Source organism: Ruminococcoides bili (assembly GCF_040093295.1).
GTDB lineage: Bacteria > Bacillota > Clostridia > Oscillospirales > Acutalibacteraceae > Ruminococcoides > Ruminococcoides intestinale_A.
Genome location: NZ_JBBNJY010000005.1, coordinates 1 through 15,844, shown reverse-complemented (window position 1 = coordinate 15,844; position 15,844 = coordinate 1). Strand labels below are relative to the sequence as shown.

The following is a 15,844-nucleotide window of genomic DNA, read 5'->3' as shown; positions in this document are numbered from 1 at the left end:
AATATGGATATACCGAGTATTATAATTTTAGTAATTGTAGCTCTTTTGGTTATTCTCGCCGTAAGAAAAGCTAAAAAGGATAAGATGATTTCAAAGTGTGGCGGTAATTGCTCAGCCTGCACGCTAAAATGCAATAAAAAATAATTTAAGCAAGGCGGTTTAATTTCCGCCTTGCTTTTTTGTGATTACCAAATGGCATAGCAAGCAATTTGAAATAGGCATTAGACATTTGTAAAACAAAGGAGTATAATATAAATACAGTTTAAATACAAGCTGAATTTCTTTGAAAGGTTGATTATAATGAAAAAGTTAATAGCATATTTTTCACCAAGCGGTAACACTAAGGCAATGGCAGAAAAGCTTGCAAAGGCAACAGGCGCAGACTTGTTTGAAATAAAGCCGCAGACGCCTTACACAAGAGCCGACCTCGACTGGACAAACAAAAACAGCCGTTCTTCGGTTGAAATGAACGATAAAAGCTATCGTCCGCAGATTGCCCAGCTTCCTAACAGTCTTGCGAATTACGATACAATTTTTATCGGTTTCCCAATCTGGTGGTATGTTGCTCCAACAATTATCAACACATTTGTAGAAAATGTTGACTTAGACGGTAAAAAGGTTATTCCGTTTGCAACTTCCGGCGGCAGCGGAATGGGTAAGACTTTGGCAAATCTAAAGCCGAGCTGCCCGGGCGCAAATTGGGTTGAGGGTAAAGTAATTAACGGTATGAGCGAAAAAGCCCTTGCCGATTGGGCAGAAAAACTTTAATTTAATAAGGTAAAGCTATGCATAGGCTGTATGAGTGTTGGTGCGGCGGAGAAAACTATGACGGCGCACGACCGTGTAATTTTGATTGGGTAAAACACCTTAGAGAGGAATGTGAAAAGTACAATGTCACTTTTTGCTTTATAGAAACGGGTACTGTGTTTATCAAAGACAGCAAAACTTATCTTATGCCGAAAAAACAGCTTCAAAGCAAGATGGCTTATAAATCTAAAATGAATTTAAGCGAAAAACCGATCGAATGGAAACTTTGCGATAACTTCGGTGACAAAATCCCGAAAAATAAGCTCTATGTGCCATTAAGCGAAAATTAAAATACAGATAAATATTTTACATTATGCTTGACAGTGTATGATTATTTTTTATATAATTGTAACAGTTTGTTTTTAGGAGAGTTTCTATGGAAAGAGAAAGTTTTAAGTCACGGCTTGGATTTATTCTTGTAAGTGCGGGCTGTGCAATCGGTATCGGCAATGTATGGCGATTCCCGTATGTTGCAGGCGAAAACGGAGGCGGTCTGTTCGTTTTGCTTTACCTCGTTTTCCTTGTTCTTATGGGTATTCCCGTATTGACAATGGAGCTTGCAGTGGGCAGAGCAAGCCGAAAAAGCGCCGTACTCGGCTACAAAAAACTTGAAAAGCCAAAAAGCAAATGGCATATTCACGGTTGGTTCTGTATGCTTGGCTGTTATCTGCTGATGATGTACTACACAACCGTTTCAGGGTGGATGACAAGCTATTTTTACAAATTTGCAACAGGCACTTTTGAAAGCGGAATGACCTCTGAGCAAGTCAGCGGTGTATTCTCTCAGTTGCAGTCAAACCCGATTGAAATGGTTATATGGATGGCTATTATTACCATACTCGGCTTTTTGGTGTGTAGCAGAGGTATTCAAAAGGGAATAGAAAAGGTGAGCAAGGTTATGATGATTGCTTTGCTTGTGCTCATTCTCGCACTTGCCGTAAACAGCATTTTGCTTAGCGGTGCAGGCGAGGGACTTAAGTTTTACCTTGTTCCCGATTTTGAAAAAGTATCCGAAATAGGTATCGGCAACATTGTTTCCGCCGCTATGAATCAGAGTTTCTTTACTTTGAGCCTCGGTATTGCGGCTATGGAAATTTTCGGAAGTTATATGTCAAAGGACGATACTCTTCCGGGCGAGTCCGTGAAAATCTGCGCACTCGATACTTTTGTGGCAATTATGGCGGGACTTATTATTTTCCCTGCGTGTTTCTCATACGGAGTTGAGCCCGACCAAGGCCCTGCACTCATATTCATTACCTTGCCAAATGTATTTGTAAATATGGCAGGCGGAAGAATTTGGGGCACGCTGTTCTTCCTCTTTATGACATTTGCCTGTTTCTCAACAATCATTGCCGTGTTTGAAAATATTATTTCGTTCTGCATTGATATGTTCAAAATCAGCCGCACAAAATCAGTGATTATCAACGCCGTTATAATTCTGATTGCAAGCCTGCCTTGCGTTTTCGGATTTAATATTTGGAGCGGTTTTGAGCTGTTTGGTCAGAATGTTCTCGGTATGGAGGACTTCCTTGTAAGCAATATTTTGTTGCCTGTCGGCTCGCTTATTTATCTGCTGTTCTGCGTTACAAAATTCGGTTGGGGATTTGACAATTACCTTACTGAATGTAATACAGGCAAGGGTATGAAATTTGCAAGATTTTTAAAGCCTTATTTCCAATTCGTACTCCCGATTCTTGTGCTTATTGTACTTGTACAGGGCTTTATAAAATAATTTAAAATCAAATCTCCCGATATTGCATTAATCTTGCGTATCGGGAGATTTTTTTGTCTAAACAGTTAGTTAAACCGTAATTCTAAAATTTTCAAAAATATTTTCAGAAAAATTATTGCAATTAGTGCAACTTTTACCTTTTTTGCAATGTAATTGAGGTGATATTTTGAAAAACATTAAAAACTTTTTTACATTACCAAACGAGGTTTTCTGCCTTATGCTCACTCCGTCCGAGCTTGCCGTTTTAAGCTATCTTGTGCGTTGCAGTGACGATACAGGCATTTGCTATCCGTCTATTCATACAATTGCAACAGCTTGCGCAATGTCAGACAATACAGTACGCAAGTGTGTGCGAAAACTTGAGGACAGAGAGATTATCTCAAAGTCCGGCGGCTTTCGTGCGAGCAAATTCGGCAAGGAGCAGAACACTTCTTTTATATATGAACTCAACCCGAATTTTTACAACGAAGGTTTTGCAAGAGCAAATCTTGTGGATTATTTTACAAAGAGAAACGCTCAACCTTAAAAAATCAATGCAGTAGGGTGCTTAAAATATTGAGGATAACCGCTTTATTTTTGCACCTGCCTGCTTCATAATCTGAACCCTAATAAAACTAAATAAAGAAAACTTATTAAAAAATACTAACCGAACATTCGCAGTCGGTCGCCGATTGTGAGTGCTTTTTGTATTTTCTCCGTTTAAGTATTTTTACTGCAATATAACAGTGAATTTTATATGCTGAAAAGCATTATTTTTGAAAAAATCGAGTAAACTTTTTTGTTTTTTGGAGGATAATTTAGCGTTAGCTAAATTTCAATGCCCGACCGACACTCCGCTAAACCATAATTTACTAATGCTGACATTCAGAACAGAACGCAAAAAGCAAAAAAATAAAAACCACTGCAAAAATGCAGCAGTCTTTAAAAAATATGACTGTATCTGTAAGCCGGGTTCTGTCGTGAACAGCTATCTATCTTGGCAGCCCGTTGCCGGAACTGCTCAATGCCACCTCCTAAGGACACGCCGAGCAAGCGTATAATGTCCTACCACGGTGTTGCTTCAAATAGGGTTTACACGGCAGATAACTCTCGCTATCTCCGGTGAGCTCTTACCTCACCTTTCCATCCTTACCACAAAAGTGGCGGTAATTTTCTGTTGCACTATCCCTGGAGTCGCCTCCGGCGGCCGTTAGCCGTTATTTTTGCTCTGTGAAGCCCGGACTTTCCTCGCAAAACGCCTTTCGGCAATTTCCCGCAGCTGTTCAATACACTCATATCTATAATACTATATGATTTTTTGCAAAATGTCAACTTAAATTTTCATAAAATAGCTTGATATATCCGATTTTTCAGTTTATAATAAATAAAGATTTGTAACAAAGGAGAGTTTATAATGGACATAAGACAGAAATCACTCGAAAAGCATTACGAATGGAACGGTAAAATCGAGGTAGTATCACGAGTTCCTATTTCTAATGCCGAGGATTTATCTCTTGCATATACACCGGGTGTTGCCGAGCCTTGCCTTGAAATTCAGAAAGATTACGACAAGTCTTTTGAGCTTACAAGAAGAAACAATCTTGTTGCAGTAGTAACAGACGGTACAGCGGTTCTCGGTCTTGGCGACATCGGCCCCGAGGCAGGTATGCCTGTTATGGAGGGCAAATGCGCTCTCTTTAAAGAGTTCGGCGATGTTGACGCATTTCCTATCTGCGTAAGAAGTAAAGATGTTGACGAAATCGTAAATGCAATTTACCTTATCAGCGGTTCATTCGGCGGTATTAACCTTGAGGATATTGCCGCTCCCCGTTGCTTTGAAATTGAGAAAAAGCTTAAGGAAAAGTGCGATATTCCGATTTTCCACGATGACCAGCACGGTACAGCCGTAATCGTTGCCGCAGGACTTATCAATTCTTTAAAGCTTGTAGGCAAAAAGTTTGAGGACATAAAGGTTGTTATGAACGGCGCAGGCGCAGCAGGCATTGCCATTGCCAAGCACCTCCTCAATATGGGCGTTAAGAACATTACTCTTTGCGACAGTAAGGGTATCATCTGCAAGGGTGACGAAAGACTTAATGCCGTTAAGCGTGAAATGGCAGAGATTACTAACCTTGAGCATATGACAGGCACACTCGCAGACGCTATGAAGGGCGCAGATGTATTTCTCGGTATTTCAGCCGCAGGCTGTGTAAGCGAAGAAATGGTTGCTTCTATGGCAAAAGACCCAATCCTCTTTGCTATGGCTAATCCTACTCCTGAAATTATGCCTGACCTTGCCAAGAAAGCAGGCGCTGCCGTTGTAGGTACAGGCAGAAGTGACTTTCCGAACCAGATTAACAATGTTCTCGCTTTCCCGGGCATTTTCAGAGGTGCTCTTGATTGCCGTGCAAGCGACATCAACGAAGAGATGAAAGTTGCCGCTTCATTTGCAATCGCTTCACTCGTAAGCGACAGTGAGCTTAATGCCGACTACATTCTTCCCGAGGCTTTCGATAAGAGAATCGGTAAGACTGTTGCCGAGGCTGTTAAAAAAGCCGCTATTGAAACAGGCGTTGCAAGAATTTGATAAATGTATAAATTTACGGGGCTGTCGAAAGGCAGTCCCTTTTGTATTTGAATTTTTTGTAATTATATAGTATAATAGATGTATTAAGACAAAAAGTTGGTGCATAGCTTGATAATTCACGATATTTCAAGGGATATTCTCACAAGCAAGGTCTACGAGGGTGACCCGCAGACCGAGGTAAACAGAATAAAAAGTATTGAAAACGGCGATGATTACAATCTTTCTGCCATTAGTATGAGCACCCACACAGGCACTCATATTGACGCTCCTCTGCATTTTTCGAGCGACGGCAGTTCTATATCCAAAATGCGCCTTAATACCTTTACGGGCAAATGTACGGTAGTCACGGTCAACGGTATTCTTACGGGCGAAGATATGGACAAAATTCTTGCGCACAGCCGTAAGAAACTGCTTTTGCACGGCAACTGCAAGGCTTTTGTGTCTGCTTTTGCCGCCAGAGTGCTCGCTGACAGCGACGTGGTTATGATTGGCACGGACGCACAGTCAATCGCACCCGAATATGACGAGAACGAAACGCACAAAATCCTTGCAAATGCAGGCATTGCGATTTTGGAAAACCTTGATTTATCGGATATAGCAGACGGCGACTATGAGCTTTTTGCATTTCCTATTAAGCTTGGCGGTCTGGAGGCGGCACCTTGCCGTGCAATTTTGTTTGAACAGGAAAGAGGTCTTTGATATGGTAAAAATGGTAGTATTTGATTTGGACGGCACACTTGTAAATTCTCTTGTTGACCTTGGTATTGCCACCAATGAGGGACTTAAGCAGGCAGGCTTGCCTGTACATCCTATGGAGAATTACAATCATTTTGTAGGCAACGGCAGAGAAATGCTTGTAAAGCGTGCAATGGGCGAGAAAAGCGAAGATAAGGCACTTTTTGATACGGTTATGAACGGATTTAACACTTACTACGGCGCTCACAGCAACGACCATACAGCCGAGTACAAGGGCTGTACCGAACTTTTGGAGCAGCTCGACAAAAACGGCATTATGACGGCCGTACTTTCAAACAAACCCGATGAATTTGTAGGCGCTATCCTTGCAAAAGTGTTCCCGAACCATAAGTTCACCGAGGCTTGGGGCAACAAAAAGGAATATAAGTGCAAACCCGACGGCGAGGCTTTAAACGCAATTTTGAGCAAGCACAATGTAAAGCAGAGCGAGTGTATTTATATCGGCGACAGCGATGTTGATGTGTTCACCGCAAAGAATGCAGGCGTAAGTATGCTTGGCGTTGAATGGGGATTCAGAGGCAGGAAAGAGCTTACGGAGGCAGGCGCTCCGCAGGTTGCCGCAACCGCCGACGAACTTTTGAATATGATTTTGGCACAGAAATAAGGACGAACGATGAACAAGGTAAATTATCAGAAAATCCTTGACGGAATAATCTCAAATCTTCAAAAGACAAATACTGTTCCGACACTGCTTTTGCATGTCTGTTGTGCGCCTTGTTCAAGCTATTGTCTTGAGTATTTGTCGCAGTATTTTAAAATCACGGTTTTCTTTTATAATCCCAATATTTCTGAAAGGGCTGAATATCAGCACAGATTAAACGAAGAAAAACGCTTTATTTCCGAAATGAATTTTAAGTATCCCGTAAATATTATTGAGGGCGAATATTCTCCTTTAGAATATTTTTCTGCCGTAAAAGGTCTTGAAAACGAACCCGAGGGAGGGGAAAGGTGTAAAAAATGCTTTGAACTGCGCCTTGAAAAGACCGCCCGCATTGCCCGGGAAATGAATTTCGATTACTTTACAACCACTTTGACGATAAGTCCGCTGAAAAACGCACCGTTACTGAATCAAATAGGCGAGCGTTTCGCTGATGTTTACGATTTAAAGTGGTTAAACAGTGATTTTAAGAAAAAAGAGGGTTACAAACGCTCAATCGTACTTTCTGCCGAGCATAATTTGTACAGACAGAATTACTGCGGCTGTGTTTTTTCAAAGCGTGAGGCGGCGGAAAAAGAATAAATTTACAGAATTTTGAAAAAGTTTGAAAAAAATTCAAAAAAATCTTGACAAACGGCTGAAAAAATGGTATAAAATATATCGTTGCGTAAGATAATCGGCAATACGGAGAGATGTCCGAGTGGTTTAAGGAGCTAGTCTTGAAAACTAGTGATCCCGCAAGGGACCAAGGGTTCGAATCCCTTTCTCTCCGCCACTTGATTGCCGATTTTCTTATCGCTTTATATATACGGTTTAAAATATTTTATATAAAAATTTATTTTAACTGTTGACAAATATATCACAAAGTGATATAATAAATATCGTTGAGTTGTGATAATATTCAATACGGAGAGATGTCCGAGTGGTTTAAGGAGCTAGTCTTGAAAACTAGTGATCCCGCAAGGGACCAAGGGTTCGAATCCCTTTCTCTCCGCCATTTATTCAATATTTTTTGTAGTTTAACTACACGGAGGATTACTCAAGTGGTTAAGAGGCTCCCCTGCTAAGGGAGTAGGTCGCTAACGCGGCGCGAGGGTTCAAATCCCTTGTCCTCCGCCAAAGGATAGTCTGAGGTTTTATACTTCAGACTATCCTTTTTATTAACTAATAATTGTTTTTTGGCGTTCAGGAAAAACTTTCCTCGACAATGAACAGGTGTAGGTGAATAACGCTTTCATACTCTACAGTCTATGTCACACTATCTCCCAACAGGGTGATTGTTCTATTGGCGGTTTTATGCGAACTTTCACAAGTTGGCTCGAATAGAGTCTTTTTATCTCTATTCCTTCACACTTTTGACAGGCTCACATTATTTTGTATTGTATCACACTTTTAGACTTTATGTAGAAAAGTCGGGTTTTAATTATTATCATAGTATTAAAGGCTGCTACAAATTTTGTAGCAGCCTTTTCTTAGTTGAATTTTTGATTTTAAGTTGTAATTTTTGCTAATTAATTGGAATTTGCTTTAAACAATATTCCTTATACCAACTATTATCCGCTGATATTAATCTACTGTTCTATGACTTATAAGTTTCCAAAACTTGCAAATGAAAATAGGAAATAATACGGTGCGGTTGTAATAGTTAAAATAAAAACCGAATAGAATTTTTTTGGCTTGCTTAATTCGGATTTTCTGAACACGAAAAAGTAATACATAATACAGCTTGCTATGAGAGAAACCGCAATCAAGGCAAGAATAATGTAAAAGCTCTCAGCAAATGCTTGATTGTCATCGCCCAAGTATGAATATTGAGGATAAATGGCATAGATGAACAGACAGAAGTAATACTGCAGAAATGTTATACCATCAATTTCAATTACAGAGATATTTGTAGTATTGCTTAAAATTATTAAAACTAAAGAAACAATGCCAATCGCTGCTAAGTCAGCCACAATGCCAAATATATAGGTATCTCTCTTCATCTGAGAAGTTATGTATTCATCGCCAAACTTAACCGAAAGGAGGTATGTAACATAGCCGGAAATTATAAGCTTGCCTAAAAATATTAATCCAAAGAAAAATAAAAATACTGTTACTACCATAAATGTAATATTCATTAAATCACCTACTTAATTTGATTTTAGCTTTTTGTATGGCTTATATTTAATCAGCGTTTCCAAAAGGTTCAACCTTTCATCAAAACCATATTTGGAAGCATAAATCATCATTAGTGTAAATATATCTTCTTCATCATAACCTTGTTTTTCTCTGCTCTTAGTAAGATAATTATGTTCAACTATTCGTGAAAAACCTCCGGTTATCAAATTGTATTTATAAAAAGGATTTTATTATATATATCAATTATAAAATAAAGTAGGAGAAATCAGGAAATAGTATGGAGCAGTCATTAACACAAAAATAATCAGAGTACAAGTTTTTTGCTTTTTTGTTAGATCCGGGTTTCTGAAAATTGTAAAATAATCAAAATACAGACTGATTAGAGCTGATATTATAATTGTCACTAAAATAAAAAGAAAAGAACCTTTAAACATACTTTGGCTGGAGTAAAAAGGTGCGTTAAAAAATGAAAAAACATTAAGATTAAAACACTCAAAATAGTCTTCTAAATCTGTAAAGTAATAGCTTGGGGACTCAATTATGTTCTGAATAAAGCCAATCACAATCATACTAAAAGATGCTATTAGATCAGCAAACACTCCATTGCGGTAAAGTTTTCTCCTGATTTCTTTATCAATTATTTTTTCTCTAAACAAAGCGTTATCCACGCATTTTGCCAACAGTACCATAAAATATTTTGGCAAAAGCAAAACTATGAGAAAAACCGGTAATATATATATAAAATTATATCCATAGTAAAATCACCTTCACTTTTAAAGTCCTTTTAATTCGTAATTGAAGTATCAAATAATCTAACCGCATTACCGAATTGTACCCAATAAGCATCTGTACCCTCAGGGTCTCTTTGATTTACAGGGTTATTGTTGCAGTATGCAAACATATTTGTTCCAAAGATATTTGATTGAGTGTCACAATACATATCTGCATTTAAAAATCTGCCTGTAACCGGGTCATAGTAACGGCTCTTGAGATAATACAAACCGGTTTCACTGTCATACACATATCCTCGATAACGGAACGGATTTATATTTGCAAGATCACAGTCCGAGGTATGTGCTTTAGTCATATCAGAGTCAATAATTTAAAGTTTTTACACGCCATATAATATCATAATAATAAAATTCAAAATATTTCCGAACGGAATTAACAAAAAATATGGAGCCGACATAATTGCAATAAGTAATGAATATCGTTTCTTTTTTTCTAATAAATCAAGATTTTTAAATATAAAAAATCTGCAAAGTAAGAATATTATTACAGATGATAAAAATATGGTCGAAATAGTAAATAATATACTCTGTAAATTTGAATAGTTAGTTCCTGTTGTTATCATATATATAAGTAGTATAACGGAATTTTGTACTGCATATTTAATGGATTCACCTAAAATTAAAGGAAATAATATCGAAAGAATAACCATTGAAATCGATTCTGCTAAAAAGCAACAGCCTAAAATTTTCCAAATTGTATTATTGTATTCACTACTTAGAAGTGGCTTTGGTAATTTGGAATTAATTATATATACAGATACGCAATTTGCTAAAATTGTTTCCAAAAATGCTATAACGATTATAAAAAACAGTGTAATAATCGGAGTGTATATGTAATGCATCATATTTAACACCTCTAAACTTTTAACAATCAATTAATTTGTTGTAAACTTTATTGGGATAAAAATCAAGCTTAAATACATTACCATATATACTTTTGATTTTATCCTTGTATTTTTTACTTTCACTACTAAAGGTTCCTTGAAGTAATATATCCATTGAAGATTGAACACAATTATAACTATCTAAATCATATTCTCTATTTAATTCGTAATTAGTAATATGTAAATCATTAAGCCATTCATTGCCAGTCCTATAATCACGGGCTATTTGACAAACATCATAAATTACTATGCGTTTACCGTTTTCGTAGCAAGTGAATTTTAGATTATTGGCATTTGACCAAGAATACATTTTTATTAACTTTTTATAATCACAATTACAATATTAAATTTTTGCTAATTAATTGGAATTTGCTTTAAAATATATCCCTTATACCGAGCGTTATCCATTCCTCGTGGCAGTAAATAGTCTTTTCTGTAGCAATAAAGATAATTTTCTGTTGCAAGCAAATCGTCAAATACACATTCGTCAGAAAGCTTCTTTTTAGTTCCGGTTTCTATATCGACCTCCCACAAACCGTTATTTTCATCCTCAACGGTTGTTCTTACTATATTCCACTCTGACTTTTCAGCCGAAAAATAAATTTTATTATTATTGTAAGTAACTGATTGAACATAATTATGTAAGGCTGCTCGTGATATTACTCCGGTTTTTAAATTGTATTTTAAGAAAGTACATTCTTCAGAAGTGTTTATCAGATCTTTGCAGCAATATAAAAAGTAATCATTAATAATAGCCGGCTCGTCCAAGTTACTCAATGTACTATGTTCGAAGTGTGATTTCTGCAAATATGTATCCACATCATATTGAAAAATTTCATATTTGTATTCATTTTTTGTAATAACATTAAGTGTATTGCTGTTTATAGAAATATAGAATATTTCACCGATATAATCTATTTCTTTCCTGTCGTTTATATTCTTAGCATCAACAATTACAAGTTTCTTTTTGTCAACTGAATATAAAACCCTGTCGCCATCAAAGAAAAGGATTTGGCTTTGTTCATCTAATTTTTGCTTTTCTTGTGTTGCGTGATTTTCCATATACAAACTGCCGTCATCGCAATAAACTTCAATATTCTCTATTCTTTGCGAAGTAATTGAAGTTGAAACATTTTCTTTTCTGTCAGAATAATAAATATCAGCCCTATAATACATAGGGTCTTTTACATATAAATTGCCGTCCTTATATACCATATAATCATCTGACATAGGAAACCTTTTACCGTTATAAATACGCATACTGTTACAACCGTATTCATAGCTGTTATAGTACGAAGTATCGCTATCTTGTTTAAGGTCAACTTTTTCTTTGGTCAGAACAAAAAAAGCAATAACCAAAAGTAAAGCAGATAATATAATTAAACATATGAGTAACGGCGACAATTTCTTTTTTACTTTCATAATATCACTTTCTCCTTAGAAATTTACAAATACAGTAATCATTATGTATTAATTACTCTGAAACTTTTAATATATCAAATTCATAACAGCTACAATTTAATTTATTCTGCCAAAACACAGATAAGGCTGTATTCGTAATAATTTGTTTATTAACGGTTCCGTGAAATTTACCAGTAACATTTCCATATTTAACCTCAGCATAATTCTACCATATAAAAGATAAATACGCAACAACAATTAATTATTTTGCATAAATTCATCTTATTACACTATGTATTATTGTTTTAATTGTGCAATATTTTAGGCTGCTACAAATTTTGTAACAGCCTTTTAAAATCTTATTTTATCGTTCACAATTTCATTTATCTTTTTTCTGTTTTCTAATCTTGAAACTGCAAAAACAGATGATCATAGCTTACATCTAATTTTTTCACAAGCCTTTTTATATTATCAATGCTATGCAAACTCTTTTAAATTTCATATTAATCCGTGCTTTCATTTATATATACCAAATAGTTATTAGTTTACTGTAATCTCGGCTTTGTGGGTTTTACCATCTATTTCTGCTCTGCACTTCATTTGAAAATGTACGGAGAGTAAAATAAGAATACAAACAGACAAGAAATAACTACCACGAGAAACTTGCGGAGTGAGCCGAATTTTTTGCCCGATTCAAATAAAAAATAAAGTTATTTACTATGCTTGTTTCTTGCGTATATAATAAAGCGTTTCTTTGTTATAATAACTAAAAATACTGCGGTTAATTTGTTAAAATAAAACATATATTTTTGTGGAGTATTTTGGTATAATTAAAAGGAAATCAAATAATTGGAAAGGACGGATTTCGTTTATGAGTAAACTTAAAAAGCTGACAAGCATTGTGCTTGCGGCAACTATCGTTTCTTCTGCATCTGCAATGGCATTGACCGCATCCGCAGTTGAAAATGATAATGCGGTTTCCGCAGCGGACAATAATCTGCAAAGAAATGTTCAGGACGGCGTAATTTTACACGCTTTTAACTGGTCATACAAAACAATTAAGGAAAACCTGCCTGCAATTGCAGCAGCCGGTTATTCTACAGTTCAGACTTCACCTGTTCAGCAGCCGAAAGACTACTCAACATCAAGAGATGTTACAGGTCAGTGGTGGAAACTTTATCAGCCTGTAAGCCTTTCTGTAGCTAAAAACGCATGGTTCGGTACAAAAGACGAACTCAAAGACCTTTGTACAGAGGCTGAAAAGTACGGTGTAAAAATTATTTGCGACATTGTTTCTAACCATATGGGCAATGAAAGCGAAGATACACCTAATGTTGTAAGCTCACAGGTTAAAACATATGATCCTGAAATTTACGACAATGCAAGTGCTTTCTTCCGTAACAACGATATTGTTGCATCAGACAGCAGTGTAAAAAATGTAGTTCAGGGACATGTTACTTCCTGCCCTGACCTCAAAACAAACAGCAAAGTTGTTCAGGATAAGGTTATCTCACTCCTTAAGGAATGTATCGACTGCGGTGTTGACGGTTTCCGTTTTGATGCGGCAAAACACATTGAAACTCCCGATGACGGTGACTATGCTTCTGATTATTGGAAGAACATTACAGAGTCTGCAGGCTCATATTACAAAGCAAAAACAGGCGACAATCTTTATATTTACGGTGAGATTCTTAACAACTGCGGTTCCGGCAGAAGTTACAGTTCTTACACAAAGTACATTAATGTAACAGATAACAAAACTGGTGACTCTGTACTCGCAAATGTGGTAAAAGGCAAGGCATCAAATGCCGCAAACTCAAGCTACAAGTCAGGCGTTGACGCTTCCGATGTAGTTCTTTGGGCAGAGTCGCACGATACATACGAGGGCGATTCGGGTGCAGGCGGTATCAGCAATACCTCTAAAGTATCTGACGAAAACATCACTAAAGCATGGGCTATCATAGCCGCAAGAAAAGACGCTACTTCTCTTTACTTTGCCCGTCCGGGTGCATCGTTAATGGGTGAGGCAGCAGGCGATATAACTTATAAGAGCACAGCTGTTTCTGAAATTAATAAATTCCATAACCTCTTTGTTGGTCAGAGTGAAAAACTCGGAGCCGTTGACAATGTAGCTTATGTTGCAAGAGGCACAAGCGGTGTAGTTCTTGCTAACTGCGACGGCAACGAAAAGTCTGTAAGTATTTCAGGCACAGGCCTTGCAAACGGTACTTACACAGATACAGTTTCAGGCGCTAAATTCACTGTAGCTAACGGCGTTCTTACAGGTAATATCGGTTCAACAGGTGTAGCTGTTGTTTACAACGGCACAACAACTCCGAGAAATACTTGTTCTGTAGAGAGCGGTGATTTCAAGGGTGACACAATTACAATCAACCTCGGTCTTGACAACGCAGTATCAGGTACATACTGCATTGACAATTCTAAGCCTGTAACTTACACAGGTGACATTGCAATCAGAGTAGGTTCAGACTACGCTTACGGCGAAACAATCCACCTTACTCTTACAGCAACAGACGGCAAAAATACAACAACCACTACTTACAAATATACCAAGCAGAAATCTGCAAGTTCAGGTGTGTATGTATTCTTTGCTTCTGAAAAAAGAGAAACAAGCTCAAAATGGAAAGCTCCTTACTATGTTTACATCTATGACGAGGAATCTTCAAAGGAAGAAACTTATAAGGCATCAAACTGGCCGGGTACAAAGATGAACTATGATAAGGCAACAGGTTATTACTATGCAGAAATTCCTACAACCTGTATTGCAACAGATGCAGATGAAAACGAGTCTGAGTCAAATTTTGACCTTGCACACTCTGCAAACACAAGAGTTATCTTCTGCGACAGCTCAAATGTAAACTCTGCTCCTCGTCAGTATCCGTCGGAAAAAGGCCTTAAATTAAAAGGAACTTCTAGAATTTTCGGTCTTACAAAGACAACTTCATGGGAAGAAACAACACTTGTACCTACAGTTGAATCACAGCCTGCAACCGAAGTTACAAGAGGCGACAAAACATATAAATACGGCGATGTAAACACAGACGGAAAATTTAATGTTCAGGATGTAACCTCACTCCAGTTTATTGTTGCAGAGTCCGTAAAGCCGTCACAGCTTATATATGCATTGAGCGATGTTACAGCTGACGGTGTTGTAGATATCAGAGATGTAACAATGATCCAGAGATATATTTCCGGTATTAGAGAGGACACAGGCAAAACAGGCGAAGTTTATAAGGCTGAACAACCTACACAGCCTACACAGCCTGCAAAACCTACAGAGGCAACCAAGCCTTCTACACAGCCGACAACTGCTCCCGCACCTTCTACTTACACACTTTACTTAAAGACACAGCTTCCTTGGATGACATCAATGGGTACAAATCTCTATGCTTTTGATAACAATACAAAGAAGTCTTATCTGCTTGAGCAGGATACCGACGATTATCCGAATGTATTTAAGGCAGAGGTAGCAAACACACTTACAAGTGTTACTTTCTACAGAGCATTAGATATGGTTGACGAAATGACAAAGGCGTCAAGTTCAGGCCCTGTATACAACGCTTGGTCAGCAACTGTAAGCAGCACAAACAATTGCTACAACCTTGAAAGCGTTGATGAAGCAACAGACAAAGCAACAGCAACAGTCGGTCCGTATGTAAAAGAAGAGGCTCCCGAATGGACACTTGATGTAGTATATTTTGATAATTCAAAAACAAAGTGGGGAGAAGTTTATATTTACGGTTGGGGCAACGGTCTTTACGAAGAGGCATATAAAATGACTCAAATTGAGGGCACAGACATCTGGAAATACGAACTTCCCGAACCTATTTATCCGGGTACAGAAAGTTTCCTTTTTAAGAATACAGAAAGCACTTGGGTTAAAAAGACTAAGAATGTAAAGGTTGTAGAAGGTAAAAATCTTTACGACGGAAAAGCACAGGCTTGGTCAGGCACTTACGAAGAGTGATTTTAAAGTTTAAATTCTAATTTTGCGGGCATACCAAAAGTATGCTCGCATTTTTATGTGAAAATTTTGGTTTTTTATCAAAAGTTGTGGTAAATTATGGTTTGGCTGATTGCTTTATCAAGCAATTATAAAAGTTAGAT

14 protein-coding genes, 3 tRNA genes and 1 other RNA gene are annotated in these 15,844 nt (G+C 37.4%); 13 read left to right on the top strand and 5 right to left on the bottom strand.

Annotated elements, in window-relative coordinates; translation table 11 throughout:
• The first annotated feature begins 3 nt into the window (after positions 1 to 3).
• From AAAY30_RS02655 to AAAY30_RS02635, 5 genes are all read left to right on the top strand, one after another.
• A complete protein-coding gene (locus AAAY30_RS02655) occupies positions 4 to 144 on the top strand; it encodes a FeoB-associated Cys-rich membrane protein (protein WP_117704606.1) in 141 nt (46 codons plus the stop codon).
• A 153-nt stretch (positions 145 to 297) separates the two neighbouring features.
• Positions 298 to 768, top strand: a complete 471-nt coding sequence (locus AAAY30_RS02650) for a flavodoxin (protein ID WP_249376840.1) — start codon at positions 298 to 300, stop codon at positions 766 to 768.
• A 17-nt stretch (positions 769 to 785) separates the two neighbouring features.
• Complete coding sequence (locus AAAY30_RS02645; protein WP_195410276.1) at positions 786 to 1,097, top strand: DUF5131 family protein; 312 nt, start codon at positions 786 to 788, stop codon at positions 1,095 to 1,097.
• Between the two features lie 86 nt (positions 1,098 to 1,183).
• Positions 1,184 to 2,539, top strand: coding sequence for a sodium-dependent transporter (locus tag AAAY30_RS02640; RefSeq protein WP_195410275.1), 1,356 nt, complete (start codon positions 1,184 to 1,186; stop codon positions 2,537 to 2,539).
• 166 nt (positions 2,540 to 2,705) lie between these two features.
• Positions 2,706 to 3,065 (top strand): helix-turn-helix domain-containing protein, encoded by a 360-nt coding sequence (locus AAAY30_RS02635; protein ID WP_302601778.1) that lies wholly within the window; start codon positions 2,706 to 2,708, stop codon positions 3,063 to 3,065.
• A gap of 401 nt (positions 3,066 to 3,466) precedes the next feature.
• Here AAAY30_RS02635 and rnpB read toward each other — a convergent pair.
• An RNA gene (gene rnpB, locus AAAY30_RS02630) (RNase P RNA component class A) lies at positions 3,467 to 3,813 on the bottom strand.
• 119 nt (positions 3,814 to 3,932) lie between these two features.
• Between rnpB and AAAY30_RS02625 the strand changes: the two genes are divergently transcribed.
• The 7 genes from AAAY30_RS02625 to AAAY30_RS02595 all read left to right on the top strand — a co-directional run bounded on the left by AAAY30_RS02625 (position 3,933) and on the right by AAAY30_RS02595 (position 7,638).
• Positions 3,933 to 5,105 carry an NAD(P)-dependent malic enzyme gene (locus tag AAAY30_RS02625; protein ID WP_195410274.1) on the top strand — a complete coding sequence of 391 codons (1,173 nt, stop codon included), beginning with the start codon at positions 3,933 to 3,935 and terminating at the stop codon, positions 5,103 to 5,105.
• Positions 5,106 to 5,213: 108 nt separating this feature from the next.
• Positions 5,214 to 5,804: a cyclase family protein gene (locus AAAY30_RS02620; protein WP_195410273.1), complete on the top strand. Its 591-nt coding sequence runs from the start codon at positions 5,214 to 5,216 to the stop codon at positions 5,802 to 5,804.
• Position 5,805: 1 nt separating this feature from the next.
• The gene (locus AAAY30_RS02615) at positions 5,806 to 6,465 is read left to right on the top strand and encodes an HAD family hydrolase (protein WP_022235119.1); all 660 of its coding nucleotides are present in this window, start codon (positions 5,806 to 5,808) and stop codon (positions 6,463 to 6,465) included.
• A 9-nt stretch (positions 6,466 to 6,474) separates the two neighbouring features.
• Entirely contained in the window at positions 6,475 to 7,101 is a 627-nt protein-coding gene (locus AAAY30_RS02610) for an epoxyqueuosine reductase QueH (protein WP_499215620.1), read from the top strand.
• Positions 7,102 to 7,205: 104 nt separating this feature from the next.
• A tRNA-Ser gene (locus AAAY30_RS02605) sits at positions 7,206 to 7,294 on the top strand.
• Between the two features lie 133 nt (positions 7,295 to 7,427).
• Positions 7,428 to 7,516 (top strand) — tRNA-Ser (locus AAAY30_RS02600).
• Positions 7,517 to 7,548: 32 nt separating this feature from the next.
• Positions 7,549 to 7,638 (top strand) — tRNA-Ser (locus AAAY30_RS02595).
• A gap of 467 nt (positions 7,639 to 8,105) precedes the next feature.
• Here AAAY30_RS02595 and AAAY30_RS02590 read toward each other — a convergent pair.
• The 4 genes from AAAY30_RS02590 to AAAY30_RS02575 form a co-directional block, all read right to left on the bottom strand.
• The gene (locus tag AAAY30_RS02590; RefSeq protein WP_486967818.1) at positions 8,106 to 8,639 is read right to left on the bottom strand and encodes a hypothetical protein; all 534 of its coding nucleotides are present in this window, start codon (positions 8,637 to 8,639) and stop codon (positions 8,106 to 8,108) included.
• Between the two features lie 785 nt (positions 8,640 to 9,424).
• Positions 9,425 to 9,727 carry an RHS repeat-associated core domain-containing protein gene (locus AAAY30_RS02585; protein WP_195410268.1) on the bottom strand — a complete coding sequence of 101 codons (303 nt, stop codon included), beginning with the start codon at positions 9,725 to 9,727 and terminating at the stop codon, positions 9,425 to 9,427.
• 568 nt (positions 9,728 to 10,295) lie between these two features.
• The gene (locus AAAY30_RS02580) at positions 10,296 to 10,625 is read right to left on the bottom strand and encodes a hypothetical protein (RefSeq protein WP_195410267.1); all 330 of its coding nucleotides are present in this window, start codon (positions 10,623 to 10,625) and stop codon (positions 10,296 to 10,298) included.
• A 44-nt stretch (positions 10,626 to 10,669) separates the two neighbouring features.
• Positions 10,670 to 11,737 carry a hypothetical protein gene (locus AAAY30_RS02575; protein ID WP_499215621.1) on the bottom strand — a complete coding sequence of 356 codons (1,068 nt, stop codon included), beginning with the start codon at positions 11,735 to 11,737 and terminating at the stop codon, positions 10,670 to 10,672.
• An 850-nt stretch (positions 11,738 to 12,587) separates the two neighbouring features.
• On the opposite strand from AAAY30_RS02575, the gene AAAY30_RS02570 reads away from it, so the two are divergent.
• Complete coding sequence (locus tag AAAY30_RS02570) at positions 12,588 to 15,704, top strand: alpha-amylase family glycosyl hydrolase (RefSeq protein ID WP_499215622.1); 3,117 nt, start codon at positions 12,588 to 12,590, stop codon at positions 15,702 to 15,704.
• Positions 15,705 to 15,844 lie beyond the last annotated feature (140 nt).

Bases quoted from the DNA above. Each gene is read 5' to 3' on its own strand.
- AAAY30_RS02585 (WP_195410268.1), bottom strand. From the start codon at position 9,727: ATGACTAAAGCACATACCTCGGACTGTGATCTTGCAAATATAAATCCG.
- AAAY30_RS02610 (WP_499215620.1), top strand. From the start codon at position 6,475: ATGAACAAGGTAAATTATCAGAAAATCCTTGACGGAATAATCTCAAAT.
- AAAY30_RS02625 (WP_195410274.1), top strand. From the start codon at position 3,933: ATGGACATAAGACAGAAATCACTCGAAAAGCATTACGAATGGAACGGT.
- AAAY30_RS02580 (WP_195410267.1), bottom strand. From the start codon at position 10,625: ATGTATTCTTGGTCAAATGCCAATAATCTAAAATTCACTTGCTACGAA.
- AAAY30_RS02640 (WP_195410275.1), top strand. From the start codon at position 1,184: ATGGAAAGAGAAAGTTTTAAGTCACGGCTTGGATTTATTCTTGTAAGT.
- AAAY30_RS02575 (WP_499215621.1), bottom strand. From the start codon at position 11,737: ATGAAAGTAAAAAAGAAATTGTCGCCGTTACTCATATGTTTAATTATA.
- AAAY30_RS02645 (WP_195410276.1), top strand. From the start codon at position 786: ATGCATAGGCTGTATGAGTGTTGGTGCGGCGGAGAAAACTATGACGGC.
- AAAY30_RS02655 (WP_117704606.1), top strand. From the start codon at position 4: ATGGATATACCGAGTATTATAATTTTAGTAATTGTAGCTCTTTTGGTT.
- AAAY30_RS02590 (WP_486967818.1), bottom strand. From the start codon at position 8,639: ATGAATATTACATTTATGGTAGTAACAGTATTTTTATTTTTCTTTGGA.
- AAAY30_RS02615 (WP_022235119.1), top strand. From the start codon at position 5,806: ATGGTAAAAATGGTAGTATTTGATTTGGACGGCACACTTGTAAATTCT.
- AAAY30_RS02570 (WP_499215622.1), top strand. From the start codon at position 12,588: ATGAGTAAACTTAAAAAGCTGACAAGCATTGTGCTTGCGGCAACTATC.